This is a genomic window from Candidatus Methanoperedens nitratireducens (genome assembly GCF_000685155.1).
Lineage (GTDB): Archaea > Halobacteriota > Methanosarcinia > Methanosarcinales > Methanoperedenaceae > Methanoperedens > Methanoperedens nitratireducens.
The window spans coordinates 201,322-218,679 of sequence record NZ_JMIY01000005.1; the positions used below are offsets into that span (position 1 = coordinate 201,322).

The 17,358-nt window shown below is 44.6% G+C and carries 19 protein-coding genes; 6 read left to right on the top strand and 13 right to left on the bottom strand.

Annotation, left to right across the window (positions count from 1 at the left end):
• From ANME2D_RS19060 to ANME2D_RS18060, 7 genes are all read right to left on the bottom strand, one after another.
• The gene (locus ANME2D_RS19060; protein WP_394295704.1) at positions 1-165 is read right to left on the bottom strand and encodes a rubredoxin; all 165 of its coding nucleotides are present in this window, start codon (positions 163-165) and stop codon (positions 1-3) included.
• Between the two features lie 7 nt (positions 166-172).
• Positions 173-1,600 (bottom strand): dihydrolipoyl dehydrogenase, encoded by a 1,428-nt coding sequence (locus tag ANME2D_RS10875; RefSeq protein ID WP_048091546.1) that lies wholly within the window; start codon positions 1,598-1,600, stop codon positions 173-175.
• Positions 1,601-1,770: 170 nt separating this feature from the next.
• Positions 1,771-1,872, bottom strand: coding sequence for a C2H2-type zinc finger protein (locus tag ANME2D_RS18710; protein ID WP_241763358.1), 102 nt, complete (start codon positions 1,870-1,872; stop codon positions 1,771-1,773).
• 140 nt (positions 1,873-2,012) lie between these two features.
• Positions 2,013-2,600 (bottom strand): hypothetical protein, encoded by a 588-nt coding sequence (locus ANME2D_RS10880; protein ID WP_048091548.1) that lies wholly within the window; start codon positions 2,598-2,600, stop codon positions 2,013-2,015.
• A 197-nt stretch (positions 2,601-2,797) separates the two neighbouring features.
• Entirely contained in the window at positions 2,798-3,439 is a 642-nt protein-coding gene (locus ANME2D_RS10885) for a flavodoxin family protein (protein ID WP_048091550.1), read from the bottom strand.
• Positions 3,440-3,443: 4 nt separating this feature from the next.
• On the bottom strand, positions 3,444-4,154 hold the full coding sequence (locus ANME2D_RS10890) for a flavodoxin family protein (RefSeq protein WP_048091552.1): 711 nt from the start codon (positions 4,152-4,154) through the stop codon (positions 3,444-3,446).
• A 20-nt stretch (positions 4,155-4,174) separates the two neighbouring features.
• Positions 4,175-4,342, bottom strand: a complete 168-nt coding sequence (locus ANME2D_RS18060; protein WP_157834073.1) for a hypothetical protein — start codon at positions 4,340-4,342, stop codon at positions 4,175-4,177.
• A 234-nt stretch (positions 4,343-4,576) separates the two neighbouring features.
• Between ANME2D_RS18060 and ANME2D_RS10895 the strand changes: the two genes are divergently transcribed.
• The 5 genes from ANME2D_RS10895 (at position 4,577) to ANME2D_RS10915 (ending at position 9,140) form a co-directional block, all read left to right on the top strand.
• Positions 4,577-5,044, top strand: coding sequence for a thioredoxin family protein (locus ANME2D_RS10895; RefSeq protein WP_048091554.1), 468 nt, complete (start codon positions 4,577-4,579; stop codon positions 5,042-5,044).
• Between the two features lie 109 nt (positions 5,045-5,153).
• Entirely contained in the window at positions 5,154-6,872 is a 1,719-nt protein-coding gene (gene sdhA, locus ANME2D_RS10900) for a succinate dehydrogenase flavoprotein subunit (protein ID WP_048091557.1), read from the top strand.
• The gene (locus ANME2D_RS10905; protein ID WP_048091559.1) at positions 6,872-7,591 is read left to right on the top strand and encodes a succinate dehydrogenase/fumarate reductase iron-sulfur subunit; all 720 of its coding nucleotides are present in this window, start codon (positions 6,872-6,874) and stop codon (positions 7,589-7,591) included. The genes sdhA and ANME2D_RS10905 overlap by 1 nt, the downstream gene beginning before the upstream one ends.
• 67 nt (positions 7,592-7,658) lie before the next feature.
• Positions 7,659-7,952: a DUF2769 domain-containing protein gene (locus ANME2D_RS10910; RefSeq protein WP_241763359.1), complete on the top strand. Its 294-nt coding sequence runs from the start codon at positions 7,659-7,661 to the stop codon at positions 7,950-7,952.
• A 15-nt stretch (positions 7,953-7,967) separates the two neighbouring features.
• Positions 7,968-9,140 carry a citrate/2-methylcitrate synthase gene (locus tag ANME2D_RS10915; protein WP_048091562.1) on the top strand — a complete coding sequence of 391 codons (1,173 nt, stop codon included), beginning with the start codon at positions 7,968-7,970 and terminating at the stop codon, positions 9,138-9,140.
• On the opposite strand, the gene ANME2D_RS10920 is transcribed toward ANME2D_RS10915, so the two are convergent.
• The 5 genes from ANME2D_RS10920 to ANME2D_RS10940 all read right to left on the bottom strand — a co-directional run bounded on the left by ANME2D_RS10920 (position 9,137) and on the right by ANME2D_RS10940 (position 16,824).
• On the bottom strand, positions 9,137-10,774 hold the full coding sequence (locus tag ANME2D_RS10920) for an acetolactate synthase large subunit (protein ID WP_048091564.1): 1,638 nt from the start codon (positions 10,772-10,774) through the stop codon (positions 9,137-9,139). The two genes, ANME2D_RS10915 and ANME2D_RS10920, sit on opposite strands and share 4 nt — an antisense overlap.
• Position 10,775: 1 nt before the next feature.
• On the bottom strand, positions 10,776-12,143 hold the full coding sequence (locus ANME2D_RS10925; protein ID WP_048091566.1) for an NAD-dependent succinate-semialdehyde dehydrogenase: 1,368 nt from the start codon (positions 12,141-12,143) through the stop codon (positions 10,776-10,778).
• A gap of 5 nt (positions 12,144-12,148) precedes the next feature.
• Positions 12,149-14,920, bottom strand: coding sequence for an aconitate hydratase AcnA (gene acnA / locus ANME2D_RS10930; RefSeq protein WP_048091568.1), 2,772 nt, complete (start codon positions 14,918-14,920; stop codon positions 12,149-12,151).
• A complete protein-coding gene (locus ANME2D_RS10935) occupies positions 14,917-15,534 on the bottom strand; it encodes an ATP-dependent Clp protease proteolytic subunit (protein ID WP_048091570.1) in 618 nt (205 codons plus the stop codon). Before ANME2D_RS10935 ends, acnA begins: the two co-directional genes overlap by 4 nt.
• 69 nt (positions 15,535-15,603) lie before the next feature.
• Positions 15,604-16,824, bottom strand: a complete 1,221-nt coding sequence (locus tag ANME2D_RS10940; RefSeq protein ID WP_048091572.1) for an NAD(P)/FAD-dependent oxidoreductase — start codon at positions 16,822-16,824, stop codon at positions 15,604-15,606.
• Between the two features lie 162 nt (positions 16,825-16,986).
• Between ANME2D_RS10940 and ANME2D_RS19065 the strand changes: the two genes are divergently transcribed.
• On the top strand, positions 16,987-17,136 hold the full coding sequence (locus tag ANME2D_RS19065) for a rubredoxin (RefSeq protein WP_081810245.1): 150 nt from the start codon (positions 16,987-16,989) through the stop codon (positions 17,134-17,136).
• Positions 17,137-17,158: 22 nt separating this feature from the next.
• On the opposite strand, the gene ANME2D_RS19070 is transcribed toward ANME2D_RS19065, so the two are convergent.
• Positions 17,159-17,260: a C2H2-type zinc finger protein gene (locus ANME2D_RS19070; RefSeq protein WP_394295708.1), complete on the bottom strand. Its 102-nt coding sequence runs from the start codon at positions 17,258-17,260 to the stop codon at positions 17,159-17,161.
• Between the last annotated feature and the right edge of the window lie 98 nt (positions 17,261-17,358).

Here is a 17,358-nt window from a genome sequence, read left to right on the forward strand (position 1 = left end):
TCACTCTATTTCTACAAATATATCCCTTCCACATATACCGCACGAAACACATACCCAGTCCTCTGGTAGAGGTTTAATTTTTTTGGGCTTCTCTTTTTCTGTGTCGTATACAAAATTACAGACCGTACATTGATACTTTGTCATCTCCTCACCTCGCGATTGCATCTTTAAGTTAAGTATATCTCAATCTCTCAAGAACATGATGATAGTGTGCAGGCGGCATAAGTGCGCTGAATGCCCTCTGCACAACCTCGCTCAGGGCAGGGTGGATGTGCATCCCCTCTCTGATTGGATTTGCGCTCTGCTGTGGAGTGTACATCAGGTTTACGACCTCCTGAATAAGGATTGAAGCATAGGGACCGATTATATGCGCGCCCAGGATCTTATTTGTGCCCCTTTCCACGATCACCTTTACAAAATCGTCTTTCGCTTCCATTGACTGTCCCCTGGCGGTATCCTGGTACCTGTAGAAGCCTATTAGCACATTCTTTTCTCCATATTTTTCAACTGCCTCCTTCTCTCCCATTCCCACACCTGCTATCTCAGGATGCGAATAAACCGCATGTGGGACGGCATGGTAATTAGCCTTGATCTTTTTATTCTGAAATGCATTGTAATAAACAGTACGGGCCTCAAAGTTTGCCACATGCGTGAAAAGGTATTTTCCATCCGCATCTCCAAAAGCCCAGACATTCGGCTGTGATGTCTCAAAGTATTCATTTACAGCAATCCATCCTTTCCTGTCTGTTTCTATCCCGCCTCTCTCAGGATGCAGTATATCGCTGTTCGAAGCCCTCCCTGTGGCAACAAGGATCTCATCAACAGTTAGATCCATCTTTTTACCGCTACTCCTGTCCTGTGCAATGACTTTTTTCTTTCCATCGCCAGAGTCCTGCACCTCAACAACCTCATGATTTGTGATAATATCCATATGCTCGGACATCTCTCTCTTTGCCAGTTCTGAGATCTCTGGTTCCTCATCAGGCAGGAACCTGGGATTTCGCCCGATTATGGTCACCTTTGAGCCCATGGTTGAGAAGAAATGTCCGTACTCTGCTGCAATGAATCCGCCTCCCATAATAGCCATGCTCTCTGGAAGCTCGGTCATTCTCAATAGTGTATCGCTTGTTTGATAACCCACATCACTCAGCCCCTTTACAGGCGGTATCATGGGCTTTGAACCAGCTCCGAGGAGTATCAATTTTGAGGTGATAGTCTCATCACCTACCTTCATCGTGTAGGGAGCAATGAACTCTGCAATATCCTGATAATAATCTACGTTCGGACTGCTTTCCAGCCCCTTGCTTATCTTATTTATCTCTTCAGAGATTTTGCTCCTCATTCTTTCCATTATCCACTTGAAATCAATGCTCTTTAATTCCACATCAATGCCAAACTTCTCTACATTTTCTATTAACCTCACCAGGTCTGCAGGATAGATGAGCAATTTAGAGGGTATGCATGCCCTTGTAAGGCATATACCTCCAGGCTCATCTTTATCAATAACCGCGATCTTTGCGTTCGGATTGCTTTCCAGTACCGGTCCAACAAAGTTCATTGCAGAGCCAGTCCCTACTATGATCATATCGTACTTTTTCATTATATAACCCCCATCGAGAGAAAGGTCTATTATTATACAGATCGGACTTAAGCTTCAGAAAGGGTAGATGCTGGTTCTCCATGTGGTTTGTCATGGATAGGCCATTGCTTTTCAACCCGTAAGATCCAGCTTCACCCCACTGTTCCACTATAGTTCGGCTACATCTATGTTTAAGATTTTTTCTTGTGTTCTTTCTCTGCATGTTCCTTTAACTCCGGTTCGGAACCAAATGTAGCACCGCACATCTGGCACTTGTATTGTTCAGGAGCCATATCCTATGTCACCTCCTTTTAGTTTTGTCATTATTTCACTAACTTTCATCCCGTCACTCCTAACTAGATGATTGAATTAATCCAAATAAATAGCTTTTGGTATATTTGAACTCATCCACTAATTCCAACTTCTCAAATTATCAGATCAAAGTAAATCTGGCCAAACAATCACATCTCCCATCATCCTCAAGCTTTCTGGTTTCAATTTCAACTTTACATTCTATGCCTGTCTGTTGAGCAATTCCTTCAAAGAAAGGTACCAGAACAGGCCAGGAAATATGTGCCTCAATACCCAATTTCCTGGCAATCCGAAAATATCTTGATGCCCCAAGGATTCTCATTATGGTCTCTTCCGGGGTGTACTTCTGGAATTCAAAGTTATACTCTGGACTGGCGTTATAAACCGCTGCAATAAATACTACAGCAAGTGCCCTGGTATCCTTCGGGATCTCTATGCCACTTTCATGCAACTCTTTAGTCTTTAATTGACCTAACTCTCTGAAAACCGATTTTGAGATTGAATCCACCTTATCCCAGCCGCACTGCTGGCCTACATGTTTTAAAGCAAATCCATAGAATCCTGCTGTAACGTTGGAAAGTCCCAGGGTTAACTCCAGAGCGGTCTTAGGAAAAATCTTGTTCACTAAGTATTCTTCAAGTTCTTTATCAGGATACCCATCTTTTCCCCTGATGCCTTTCAATTCTTCATAAAGCTTTACACCTGTCATTATATATTACCCCCTCAATTCCTTAGAGAATTGTTGGTATCCAGAGGATATATAATTTCCCAGGGCTTTGCTGCTTACATTAGAAAAGATAATCGGTTATCTCAGGATCTTCTGACCGAGCGCGGGAATATTCGGAACAAGAGATCAGGTAAATATGCCGATCGTTAGGTGACCAGGGAGTCAAAGCTAAATAAGTGCTAAGAAATATTTACAAGCATATCCCTTATTTTATGCCCCATCTCATTTGCTTTCTCAATGACATAATTCTGATCTTCTATCGCCATGTATTTATCTCTTGATGGCACGGCTCCCTTACCGAACAATAACGGAACTGCACTTATCTTGCAGGTACCTCCATAACCGCAGGAAAGACATGAAACGTTCCCGGTTCCGCTGATCTTGCCGATGACGCTAAATCCTTCCATTTCCATGAAAGAGGCAATCTGATCTGCCACATTATCCACGCTTGGTATTCCTCTTCCAACCCCGACTGCTACTGCTGCTCCGATTTTATCTTTATTTAGCATCTTTTGATGATGCATGGAGTACATCCGTTCGGTCAGCATCTTTGTTCTTGAGTCAAGAGTACCATAGGTAGGATAGCCGCCAATAACAAGAGCAGCACACTCTTTGATTTTATTCTCGATGATGTGCCAGTCGTCCTGCTGCTTGCAAGTGTTGTCCTTAGCACAGCCAAGGCATGCTCTGCATGGATGGATATCATATTCCGAAAGCTTGATGAATTCGTGATCAAGACCCGTGGCTTCAAGCACAGTTTTAACCAGCCTGTCGGTATTGCTGTTTTTAACCGGGCTTCCGCTTATTCCAAGCACCTGCATATAATCACCTACCGCTCTCTATTCTCTCTCTGATCATCTTTCCAATTTTCTCCGCCTCTGCTATCACCGGAGGCTCATCCTTTACCGACCTGTAGCTTTTCAGAAATTTAGCAGAGCCACGTGCATAAGGTACATTATCGGGCAGGACCTCAAGATACTCCTTATACGCTTCACCAACCCCGAAGTCAATTCCGGTCAGTTCTTTTGAATAGGCATTCCAGACAGTATAATCGCAAGTCTCTCCTGGCCCGCATACAAAGCAGCACGGTGTCCCTTTAGCCGTCATACTTCCAACTATCTCCATGCCTCCGGCGCGAAGGGCATTTCCCATCCACTCAGCTACCATCTTTTCAGCAGCCACTCCTACAGCCACCGTTGCTGCGATTTTTCCGCGCATCAGGAGTTTTATGTGTCTTTTTGAATAAAGCCTCTCTATGAATGCCTTCATAAAAGCGCTAGCTGAGCCGTAGTATGTGGGTGATCCTACCACGATGGCATCAGCCTCCATCACTTTTTTGGAAAGCCACTTGAAATCGTCTTTGAGGACACATTCGTTCGTATAAACGCATTTCATACATGCGATGCAGGGACCTACTTTTATTTCAGAAAGTTTGATAAATTCGGTCTCTGCTCCTGTTGCTTCAAGAATAGCTTTTACTAACGCATCTGTATTACTGTCTTTTGTCGGACTTCCGCTCACTCCAAGCACTCTCATATTATACACCGCCGGAAAATCTATCTTTTTTTCAGCTCCATCATTCCTTTTATCTCGCCAGCTGTTTTTGATATAGGACAGCCGTCACCGTGTGTTTCACAACTGAAGCATGCGCTTTTTACTGCAGTTAACGATTTTTCAACCTCTTCTTTTGTTACGTTTTTGTTCGTGTATTTCCATACCGGCATTTTTTCACCTTAAAACCATATAATTCAGTTATTCACATATACTTAGTCGTCATAAAAATGTACAAACTACATTTTAATACACAAACATGACCTTTAAGGTTGCAATATTCACAGGACTCCTTCAAAAGAACGCAAGCCTGATAAATTGAGTAAATCAGTCATAACATGGCATATGGTATTTATGGTAAAAGAAAACGATAGTTAAAATCAGGAGATTCAATCCAGGAGATACATATGAGAACAAAAAAACTGATTTCGATCCTTGTGATGGTATTGATCATATCCTTTGCATACATCTCTTACAATATTTCTCTCACGGATTTCAAGCTCAGCGATACAAACAATACTTATCTTGGTGGCCTGACATGGTCAAAATCCCTTGATAAGGGACTGCAGGCTGCACAGCAGGAAGATAAGCCTGTGATGGCATATTTCTGGGCAGTATGGTGCCAGTTCTGCAAGCAGTTCGAGTCAGAAACCCTGAGAAACCCGGAGGTAAACAGTATTCTTAGAGAGGATTACATTCTCGTGGCTATGGATCTGGATATTGACAAGGAAGTAGCGCGCAGGTATGGTGTGAGTTTCCCCCCTCACATGCTCTTTCTCGATGCCAGCGGTAACGTGCTTGAAAGAATTCCAGGAGCAGTGAATGCAGACTATTTTCTGCCAAGGTTAATAAATGTAAGAGATAAGATGAACTAATTCTGGGATACATCACAGTATCAAATCTCAGTTAACTATTTATCTTATTGTTAGCTTCTAAATGTCATCTGGTGAGTGTCTTTAGGCCCAGAGTAAAATGGGGATATACATGAACTTCCAGCACGATATCATTATTGTAGGCGCTGGCTTAGCAGGGCTTCGGGCTGCAGTTGAGTGTGTGGATAGAGCGGATGTCGCTGTTGTGAGTAAGGTTTTGCCCACGCGCTCCCATTCAGGCGCAGCACAAGGAGGAATTGCCGCTTCGCTTGGCAATGAAGAAGAAGATAACTGGGAATGGCACATGTTCGATACTGTCAAAGGAAGCGATTACCTTGCTGACCAGGATGCTGTTGAGATCATGGTAAGGGATGCTCCCCGGGTGATATATGAACTGGAACATATGGGCGTTCCATTCAGCCGCAATGCTGCAGGAAAGATAGCCCAGCGCAACTTTGGAGGACATACACAGGATTATGGCAAAAGACCCGTGAAAAGAGCATGTCATGCATCTGACCGAACAGGAAGGGTCGTTCTTGATACGTTATTTGACCAGTGCCTGCGAAAAAATGTGAAATTCTACCAGGAACAGTACGTTCTTTCGCTTGTCTTTGAAGAAGGGAAATGTATGGGGGTTGTTACATACGATCTTTCCTCAGGAGAGCTAAATCTCATTGCTGCCAGAGCAGTTCTTCTTGCTACTGGCGGATGCGGTAAGATATATAAAACCACTTCCAACGGCTTTGCTTCGACTGGAGACGGTTTTGGTCTGGCATATCAATCGGGTATTCCTCTTCAGGATATGGAATTTATCCAGATCCATCCCACCGGACTTTATCCACTCGGTATCCTTGTAAGCGAAGCGGCAAGAGGAGAAGGAGGGATTTTAAGGAATAAGATGGGAGAACGGTTTATGGAGCGATATGCACCCACTGTAAAAGACCTTGCACCAAGAGATATTGTTTCCCGTTCCATTCTGACCGAAGTCAAGGAAGGTAGGGGTTTTGATAGGGATTACGTTCATCTTGACCTGATGCATCTCGGTGAGGAAAGGATCATGGAGAAACTATGGGAAATTACCTCTTTTGTGAGGATTTATCTGGGTATTGACCCGGTAAAAGACCCCATTCCTGTCCTGCCCACCATCCATTATATCATGGGAGGTATCCCCACGGATTCAGAAGGCAGGGTTTTCATTGACGAGAAAGGCACGGTCGTTCAGGGTTTATTCGCTGCAGGAGAATGTGCCTGCGTGTCTGTCCACGGCGGGAACAGGCTCGGTTGCAATTCCCTCCTGGATTTGCTGGTATTCGGGAGGAGAAGCGGGATAGCAATGAAGCAATATATCTCGGAATCCGGAACTTCCACCATTTCCTACGAACCATTAAAAATGGTTCAGGCTAAAATTGATGGTTTGTTGGACCATAAGGGCAAAGAAAAAATCGATGATATCAGGCGAATGATGCAGTCCTTGATGATGGATCGTTGTTCAGTCTTCCGGAATGAGGGGGGTCTTAAGAAAGGTATTGAGGAGACCCGGTCCCTGAAAGAACGCTACAGGGATATTAATATCGAAAATAAGGGGCCTTCTTACAATTACGAATTGATGGAAGCGATAGAACTGGGACATCAACTTGAGCTTGCAGAGGTGATACTCTTGAGCGCTCTTAACCGGAAGGAGAGCCGTGGAGCACACTTCCGGGATGATTTCCCGGAAAGGGATGACACTAATTATCTTAAACATACACTGGTTTTTCTCAACGAGAAACCTGATGTGAGGTATAAGCCAGTTAAGATCACACGATTCAAACCACAACCGAGGAACTACTGATGTTACTGAAATTCAAGATTTTTCGTTACGACCCAAAGAAGGATGAAAAGCCTTACTATCAGGCTTATGAGATACAGGCAAACCCAGCGGATCGGATTCTGGATTGTCTCAACAGGATTCGCTGGGAACAGGATCCAACACTGTCTTTTCGCATGTCCTGTGGTCATGGTGTTTGCGGTTCTGATGGGATGAGAATCAATGGCACAAGCGCACTGGCGTGCCAGAAGTTAGTTAAAGATTTTAAAGAGAATGAGGAGATTCTTATCGAGCCCCTGCAGGTGTTCAGAGTGGTCAGGGACCTGGTTGTTGATCAGGTGCCGTTCTTTGAAAAATACAATTCAGTCAAACCTTATCTTATCACAAACTCTCCTCCACCAGACAAGGAACGGCTCCAGTCCATTGAGGAGCACAAAATATTTGAGGATGCCATCCGCTGCATACTCTGCGCCTGCTGTACTTCCTCATGCCCAATAAATCAGGCAAAGGAGACAGAAACCTATATCGGCCCCGCTGCTCTCGTCAGAGCCTTCCGGTATCTCTTCGATTCAAGGGACGAGGGTGCTGTGGAGAGGATATCTCTGCTGGATAATAAGGATGGGGCATGGGGCTGCCAGACCAGGTGGTGGTGCACAAAAGTGTGTCCCAAGGAAATACCTGTCACAAAACAGATTGCCCAGATCAAGAAACGCATAATCGAAAGCAAAAAAGGTAAACAATAGAATCATTATACTTAAATAGGTTAGGGTTGTTTATTTTGCTATCAGGATAAATAATCGGGGTGAAAATATGCGACAGCAAAAAATGACTTTTAAACAGAATATGGAAGCAATGAGTAAGATGTCTCCTGAAGAAAGAGAAGCAAAAGTGGGGGAACTTACGAAGATGTGCATCTGTGCCGACTGCCCTACTTATGTTGGTACGGGAGAAAAGAAATTATTATTCTGTGCAACAGGAAAAAGTAAAATAATAAAAGAAGAGAAAGGCTGTATCTGTCCGGGTTGCCCGGTTTATGAGAATATGGGTCTGCGATGGGATTACTATTGCACTAAGGGTTCTGGTAAAGAACAGGCTGGAATATGATATTATTTGAACAACATGGCTAAAGATATAGGATTGCGGGGAATCAAGGTAGCCGATACAAAAATATGTGCTATAGATGGTGAAAAGGGCAAACTGATTTACAGGGGATACGACATACAGGAGTTAGCCCGGTATTCAAGTTTTGAAGAAACTGTCTATTTGCTTCTCTATGAAACCCTTCCAGCCAGGAAAGAGTTAGAAATATTCAAGGAAACGCTGGCTTCTGAAAGACAGCTTCCAGCGGGGATAATCCGGCATCTGAAGAAGAGGAAAAAAACAGCTAACACCATGGATGTACTCCAATCTGTAATCCCAATGCTTGCAGATTTTGATATCGAGTCAAGAGCCGGAACAAAAGTGTCCTGCATAAAAACATCGATAAAACTTATTGCCAAAATGGTGACGCTGGTCGCTTACTTGGACAGGATCAGAAAGAATCTTGATATAAAAAAGCCAGATGAAAGACTGGGGCATGCTGCAAATTTTCTGTACATGCTGACAGGAAATGTGCCAGATGTACAGACTGCCAGGGATTTTGATACCTGCCTCGTTCTACATGCTGAACATTCCTTTAACGCTTCCACGTTTGCTGCAAGGGTAGTGGCATCAACCCGGGCAGATATGTATGCATGCGTTGGCGCTGCACTGGGCGCGCTTTCAGGCGAACTTCATGGCGGCGCCAATACACAAGTGATGAAAATGATTTGTGAAATTGATAAAACTGATGAGGTAGAGGAATGGGTAAAAGCAAGATTAGACGCGGGAAAAAAGATCATGGGTATGGGTCATGCGGTCTATAAGACTGTGGATCCGCGTGCCCAGATTCTCTCAGGCATTTCAGAAAGACTGGCGGAAAGAACCGGGAATACAAAATGGTTCGAGCTATCAAGAAAGATCGAGAATGTAGTAATGGTAGAGTTTAAAAAACGAAAAGGAAAAGATATCTATCCAAATGTAGATTTCTACAGCCCGTCCATCTACTGCATGATGGGAATTGGCCCTGAGCTTTTTACCCCTCTCTTTGCAGTTTCAAGAATAGCAGGGTGGTGCACGCATATTTTAGAGGAAAAATTTGCAGAAGCGCAGCCTAAAGCAGTCCTGTATAGACCGGAAGCAGAGTATATTGGAAGATACTGTGGAAATGAAGGATGTAAGTACGTGCCCATAGAGGAACGGGAATACGCCTAAAATTTACATACATCCCCTTTCAACTTCCAAGAAAGTTTCATGTTCTCAGAGTAATCAACCTTAACATCAAAAACCCATATTCCGCCATCTTCAAGTGCTTTTTTTAGCAGCGGGGCAAACTCCTCCTCCCTTTCTATCCTGACCCCATTTGCTCCAAAACTTTCCGCAAGTTCGACGAAGTCAGGGTTTGAAAACTCAACCCCAAAGCTCTTATTGAATTTTATTCTTGCCTTCCAGTCTATAGACCCGTATTTTGAGTCGTTAAAGATAATCACGACAAAACTGCACCCAAGCCTCCTGGCGGTTTCAAGCTCCTGAACGTTCATCATAAAACCACCGTCGCCCACTGCAGCAACCACTTTCTTCTCGGTGAGAACAAGGTTTGCCGCAATAGCGCCCGGTAAAGCAAAACCCATGGAAGCTAAACCGTTGGAGATTATAACCGTGTTGGGTTCGTATGCAGGAAAGAGCCTTCCTATCCAGAGCTTGTGGGCGCCCACGTCACTGATAAGGATGTCACCCCTGGAAAGACACTTCCGTATATCATATAATATCTTCTGGGGCTTCATCGGAAAACTCGTGTCATCCCTGAAGGATTCGAGTTCGCCTTCGATTATTCCCTTAAGCTTTATGAAGTATTCTGGTATTTCTTTTTTAAAGTTGCAACAAGTTACTAAATGCTTAAGTGTTTCCTTGATGCTTCCGATTAGAATAAACTCGGGCAGGTAGCTGGAATCCACTACTGGATGATTAGAATGGATATGGACTATATTTTTTGAAGCGCCCGGGTTCCAGAATCGCGGGCTGTACTCTACCGGATCAAATCCAATACAGATTACAAGGTCAGCAACGTCAATGCCGCAAATGATATAATCCTTTTCCTGAATACCTACAGAGCCTAAGTAGAGGTGGCTGTCCGCAGGTATCGCCCCTTTCCCCATGAAAGTGGTGGCAACAGGTATACCCGTTCTGTCTACGAACTCTTTAAGCTCCGGGGAAGCTTCCTCCCTTAGAACTCCATTGCCTGCCAGGATTATGGGCATTGAAGCATTTTTTATAAAACCTGCCACTCTTTTCAATTCCTCTTCTCCTGGCGAACTGATATGACCTTTACCTTTCCTCTGAAGAGGTACTTTACCTGTATCCTCCTCCGCCACATCCTCAGGTAGCTCTATATGCACTGCTCCAGGCGCGTCAGCGGCTATATCAAATGCCTTCCTCACGATCTCAGGTATAAAGTCAGCACGCTTGATGGTCGTGTTCCAGGTGGTGACGTGTCTGAAAGAACCCACTATGTCGATGTATTGATGTACTTCCTTGTGAGTTTTTTCCTGGTCTGCCTGCCCTGTTATCGCTACCAGAGGCACCCTGTCGAGATATGCGTCTGCCACGCCTGTTATAAGGTTTGTCGCCCCAGGACCAAGCGTAGAAAGGCAAACACCCGGAGTGTGCGTAACCCTGCCATAGACATCTGCCATAAAGGCTGCCCCATGCTCGTGCCTTGTAACAATGAATTTTATCTTTGACCTTGAAAGGGAATCCAGTATATCCAATACCTCCTCTCCAGGGACGCCAAATATGTACTCTACACCTTCGTTTTCAAGGCATCTTACGAAAAGGTCGCTGCCTTTCATTTCAGTACACCGATATAGATTTGATATTCATGAACTCGTAGAGCCCGAATTTAGAGAGTTCTCTTCCAATACCGCTCTTCTTTACTCCTCCAAAAGGAAGGCGCGGGTCGGATTTGACCAGCGAATTTATAACAACAACTCCTACTTCAAGTTCCCTTGACAGCAAAAGCGCCTTCTCCCTGTCCTCGCTCCATATACTCGCCCCAAGACCCAGCTCAGATTCGTTGGCTACCTTTATAGCTTCAGACTCGTCTTTCACCGGAATTACAGGCGCTAAAGGACCAAATGTCTCCTCCTTCAACACCTTCATTTCCTGAGTCACATCAGTAAGGACTACGGGAGAATAAAAGAACCCATTCCTTTTAAGTATTCCTCCTTCAAGCAGAGCTTTTGCACCTCTGGATAAGGCATCCTTCACCTGCTCTTCAAGAAGTTCTATCTGCTCCTCCCTCACAAGCGGGCCAATGTCCGTATCCGGATCCATAGGGTCCCCTACTTTGAGGTTAGAAGCATGCTCAACAAATTTTGAGGTAAACTCTTCAGCTATACTTTCTTCGACGATGAAGCGTTTAGCAGCGATACAACTCTGACCTGCATCGAGAAACCTGCTTGCCACTCCTATCTTTGCAGCCTTTTCTATATCGGCATCCGCAAGTACAATGAAAGGATCGCTTCCCCCAAGTTCGAGGACGAACTTTTTCATGTTCTGCCCGCAAACCTCTGCCACCTTCTGTCCTGCGGAAACGCTCCCTGTTAAGGATACTGCATCAATCTCCTTTCTCTTTATAAGCGATGATGCAGTTGATCCATCGATCAGTAACGTCTGGAAGATCCCTTCGGAAAAACCTGCCTCTAAAAAAACATTTTCAAGTTCCAATGCACATAAGGGGACGTAGCTTGAATGTTTGAGTAATACAACGTTCCCGCCAGATAGGGCAGGGGCGGCAAAACGCAGTGCCTGCCAGAATGGAAAGTTCCATGGCATGATGCAGAGTATCGTTCCCCGCGGCTCAAATGAGACATATGCTTTCTTTGCATCCGTTTCCACGATTTCAGGTTCTAAAAACCTCTTTGCATTCTCCGCGAAGTACTCAAGAGCCCAGGCGCATTTTTCAACCTCGGGTATTGACTCTTTTATGGGTTTACCCATTTCGATTGTGATGATTTCGCCAAGTTCCGCCTTCCGTCTTCGCAACACCTTCGCAGCATTCAAAAGATATTCTGCTCTATCAGAGATATCCAGATTCTTCCATCCTGAAAAGGCAGTCATGGACTTTCTAACCGCTTCGTTAATCCTTTCTTGCGAATAAAGCTCAAATTCCCTATTTATCTTTTCTGTGGCAGGGTTAATAGAGACAATCTTTTTCATGGTTTTCATCTCCTTTTATTACCTAATATATTTCTGAGGAATGTATGCAGTATGCCGCCATTTCTATAAAATTCCACTTCAATCGGCGCGTCCAGTCTTGCTATGACATTAAAAATCTCTTCTTTTCCATTTTCACCTTTTGCAACCACGCGCAGCTCTCCCCCAGGCTCTATGTTACTTGTACCCAGGATATTTAGTACCTCATCTCCATTAATGCCCAGCGTATCTGCTTTCTCCCCTTTCATGAACTGCAGCGGCAGAACGCCCATTCCTACAAGGTTGCTCCTGTGGATACGCTCAAACGATTCAGCTATTACCGCGCTGACCCCAAGAAGACATGTACCCTTGGCAGCCCAATCGCGGGAACTCCCTGTGCCGTATTCCTTTCCCGCAATGATAGCAAGAGGAATACCATTCTTTTTGTAAAGCATTGCTGCATCGTAAATGGTCATCTCTTTTCCACCAGGGAAATAACGTGTCCAGCCTCCTTCTTTATCAGGAACCAGTTTGTTTCGAAGATTTATATTTGCGAATGTTCCCCGCATCATGACCTCATGATTCCCCCTTCTTGATCCATAGGAATTGAAATCCAGATGAGCTACTCCTTGGGATATCAGATACTGGCCTGCAAGACTGTCTTGAGAAAATTCCCCAGCTGGAGAAATGTGGTCCGTTGTGATGCTATCTCCCAGGTATACAAGTATCCTGAGATCCCTCAAGTCGCCCTTTTCAGGAGGCTTTATCGGGAAATCCCTGAAGAAAGGAGGTTCCTGAATATAGGTCGATTCGTTGTCCCATTTATAGAGTTCGCCTGAAGGGACTTTGAGATTCTCCCATAGCTCTGTACCGCTGGATACAACTGAATACTGTTTTTCAAACAACCGGGGGCTGATAGTATTTTTTATAACCTGCTGGATTTCCTCATGCCCGGGCCAGATATCTTTTAAATATACAGGTTTGCTATTAGGGTCGTATCCGATAGGTTCCGTTTTAAGATCAATATCTACCGTACCCGATATTGCATACGCTACAACTAACGGAGGTGAAGCAAGGTAATTTGCTTTGACGATCGGGTTAATCCTGCCCTCAAAATTGCGGTTTCCACTTAAGACCGCAGTGACTATCAGATTATTCTCTTTCATCGCCTTAGCAACATTTTCCGGAATTGGGCCGCTATTGCCTATGCAGGTCGTGCATCCGTATCCCACGAGGTGGAATCCCAGAGCTTCAAGATAGGGCATGAGACCTGAGTTCACAAGATATTCGCTGACAACACGCGAACCCGGGGCAAGGCTCGTTTTAACATAAGGTTTGACCTTGAGTCCGCGCTCTACAGCGTTTCTTGCCAGAAGACCCGCCCCTATCATAACAGACGGGTTTGAAGTGTTGGTGCATGAGGTTATGGCTGCTATTACTATCGAACCGCTTTTTACCGGAACTTTCATCTCATATTTTGCGGCAGGCTCTTCCCCGCCAGTATGTTTATGCTCGACCCTGAAGCTTCCGCCCTCTCCCAGCCAGCGGTGATATTCATGATCCGCTTCCACTTTAGTTTTTTCCCGGAGAAATGTCTCCTCCATGGCATTATGGAAACTTGCTTCCATTTCATCAAGAGGTATGCGATCCTGAGGTCGTTTCGGTCCTGCGAGGCTTGGTTCAACGGTGCTCATGTCAAGTTCCAATGTCTCGCTGAACAGGGGTTCGGGACTTTCATCGGTGCGGAAAAGACCCTGCTCCATTGCATATAATTTAACCAGATCAACGTGTTCCCTTTTTCTTCCCGTCATCAGGAGATATTTCAATGTTTCATCATCGATGGGAAAGAACCCCACAGTAGCACCGTATTCAGGAGCCATATTGGATATAGTAGCCCGGTCGGGCAGGCTCAATGTGCTCAAACCCTGTCCATAGAATTCGACGAATTTGCCCACAACGTTATGTTTCCTTAACATCTGGGTAATGGTAAGAACGAGATCGGTGGCTGTTACTCCCTCCTTCAATTCACCGTAAAGCTTGAATCCCACAACCTCGGGAACCGGCATGTGATACGGCTGGCCGAGCATAACCGCTTCTGCTTCTATCCCTCCAACACCCCATCCCAGCACTCCCAAGCTATTTATCATCGTGGTATGAGAATCCATCCCGACAAGGGTATCTGGAAAGGCGATAAGTTCACTGTTCACTTTTTTGACATGGACTACCGATGCAAGATACTCAAGATTTATCTGATGGACTATTCCTCTCCCCGGCGGAATAACGCGAAAGTTATCAAAAGCCTTTTGACCCCATCGAAGAACAGCATACCTCTCGCGGTTTCGTTCAAATTCTTTTTTCTCATTATAAGCTCTGGCGTATGAGGTGCCGTAATAATCTACCTGTATGGAATGGTCAATAACCAGGTCTGCGGGTATAACAGGATTAATCCTTGCCGGGTCGCCTCCCAGCCTCTCTACAGCCGACCTCATGGCAGCCAGGTCGACCACTGCAGGAACTCCAGTGAAATCCTGCAGAAGCACCCTTGCTGGAATAAAAGGTATCTCGCGCTCAACTCTATTTTTTGGATCCCATCTGGCTAAGGATTCAACATCCTCTTCGGTAACAATTCGCTCATCCACATGCCGGAGGAGAGCTTCAAGCAATATCTTGATAGAGTATGGAAAACGGGAGATGTTCCCTAAGCCTATCTCCTCAAGTCTGCTGAGGCGGTAGAGGGTAATACGACTCCTATCAGTACCAATAAAATCTTTAGACCCGAATGGATTCATGTATGCACTCATATCCTTTTATTCGCTTTTACTACTCCTTCTCCAGCCCTCATTATTCCATCTATCAAACCGTACTCCACTGCTTCCTCTGCGGTCAGGAAGAAGTCCCTGTCCGTATCTTTCTCAATGACCTCCATGGGCTGCCCCGTGTGATGGACTAAGATTTCGTTGAGATGTTCTTTGACCCTTGCCATCTCTTTTGCCTGGATAGCGATATCCGATGCCTGTCCCTGTGCGCCGCCAAGGGGCTGGTGTATCATCACCCGTGCGTTAGGATATGCCATCCTTTTTCCCTTGGTACCTGCTGCCAGTAAAACCGCAGCCATCGAGGCGGCCTGCCCAAGGCAGATGGTTTCGATACTGCATTTTATGCACTGCATGGTGTCGTATATAGCAAGACCAGCGGTAACCAGTCCTCCAGGGCTGTTTATGCAAATACGAATGTTACCTTCGAAGTCTTTTGCCTCTAAATAAAGAAGCTGGGCGATGATACTTTCTGCTGTATCCTCATTGATTTCACCTGTGAGAAATATTATCTGGTCATCCAGCAGGCGAGAATAAATATCCAGCGTATGCGGACCATGTGGGGTTTGCTCAGATACATAGAGCATCTTTGGTGTTGCCATTGTTTTTCATCCTTTTTATTCAAATCGTTATGTTTTATATTGGATTAAATTATCGCTCTAGCAGCTTATTCAGATGATTAACTCTTCCTTTTCAACCTCTCTATCACGCAATGAAAGTTTGGATACCTTGAACTTTACTCCATCTGCAAGAATCGCTTCCTCATGACCCTGCAATCTTGCAGCTGCAATTCGACCTATGGCATCGGCTTTCATTATACCGCTTCCTGAAGTTCCACCGACCCATGTAAGGTTAGCCACTGACTCGATAACCGGGGTCATGTCTGGCCAGTGATAATCATAATATCCTGCCCATTTGAGGGATAACTTGTAATTCTTAAGCTCTGGGAAATAATGGTTTAAAACAGGCTCGATTGCGCTATGAAAATAAAGTGGATCAGGTTCAGGATCGGACATCAAGTATGGTTGACCCAGATCGTCGGCGCAGCCCACAATAAGAATATTTTTATCCAGTATGGGCTTTATGTAAACCCCTCCTGCTGGAAGGATGACAGCAGGTTTTTTTGTTGAATTATGATTCATTAAGAGTTGGGCTGGGTCTTTTATGGTAAGGCCGAAAAGCTGCCGCTTTTTGGGAAGTATGCCTGAAACAATACCAATGGGAGCGAGTAGATCATGGATCCATGCTCCAGTTGCTATGACGAACTGTGTTCCATGGTAGGTATTGCTTTCTTGGTCCACAATCCCGCTGACCTTAACTTCGTCCCAGGGGGCATAGCGGCTGTTCTGTCCAGTCAAAATAAAGGACTTGATGTCTGTATCGAAACTGACATCTCCGCCTATGGATTTAAACTCAGAGGCATAGTGCTGGGCAAGCGCCATTCCAGAGATTGAACCGCACAGATGACAATAAATCCCAGCATATACATCAGGGAAAGGAGCTTTTGCTTTATGGTTTAGCCTGAGAATGTCTGATATTGCTGCCCTGTCCAGAACTTCAAATTTATCCTTTATCGGGTCAAGCTGCTGGATACCATTTTGAGAGTCAGCCCATTGTTCTTCCGAAAAAAGCCAGAGATAACCTATGGGATCGAGCTGGACTTTATCCCCCAGCTCAAGATAATACCTGATCGAACTGCCTGCCAGCACTCGACTGGTGTGGGACGAAAAAAAGTTCCGGTAAAGTGCTGCACTCCTTGCTGTATTACCCGCACCTGCACTGTGATTTTTGTCAAGGAGAAGTATCTTACTATCCTGCAGTGCACTTTTCAAGTAATAAGCAATGGAGCTTCCTATGACTCCTGCACCAACAATGATGTAGTCAAAGTTCATAATATATGATGTATCCAATGTTTTTTGATTCTAGCATAATTTCAACTCCCAGTTCCATATTTGTTGAGACAACATATAAATTATTCTATTATTGCAAGGAGAACAAAGATGGACAATATATATATACTCTTTTACTCCTAATGCTTGAACAGGGGAAATAATATGGCAAAATTCCGATGCACCGTATGCAATTATATCTATGATGAAGGAAAAAAATTCAGCGAATTACCACCAAATTGGGTCTGTCCCATTTGTAGCGCACCTAAATCCGTTCTACAGAATCTCATTTCTCCCGCCAGAGTGCGATTTTAATTAAACAATCACTCTTCTCTGCTTATTTTGACTTTTTGTGTTCTTTCTTCGCATGCTCCATTAGCTCTGATTCAGATTTAAATGTAGCACCACACATATTACACTTGTATTGCTTTTCAGCCATATTCTCTGTCACTTCCCTTTGGCAGTAGTCACTTGCATTAAGAGCCTATCCGAAAAGTAGAAGAATTACAATGTAGGGTAATGTGGGGTAATGACAAC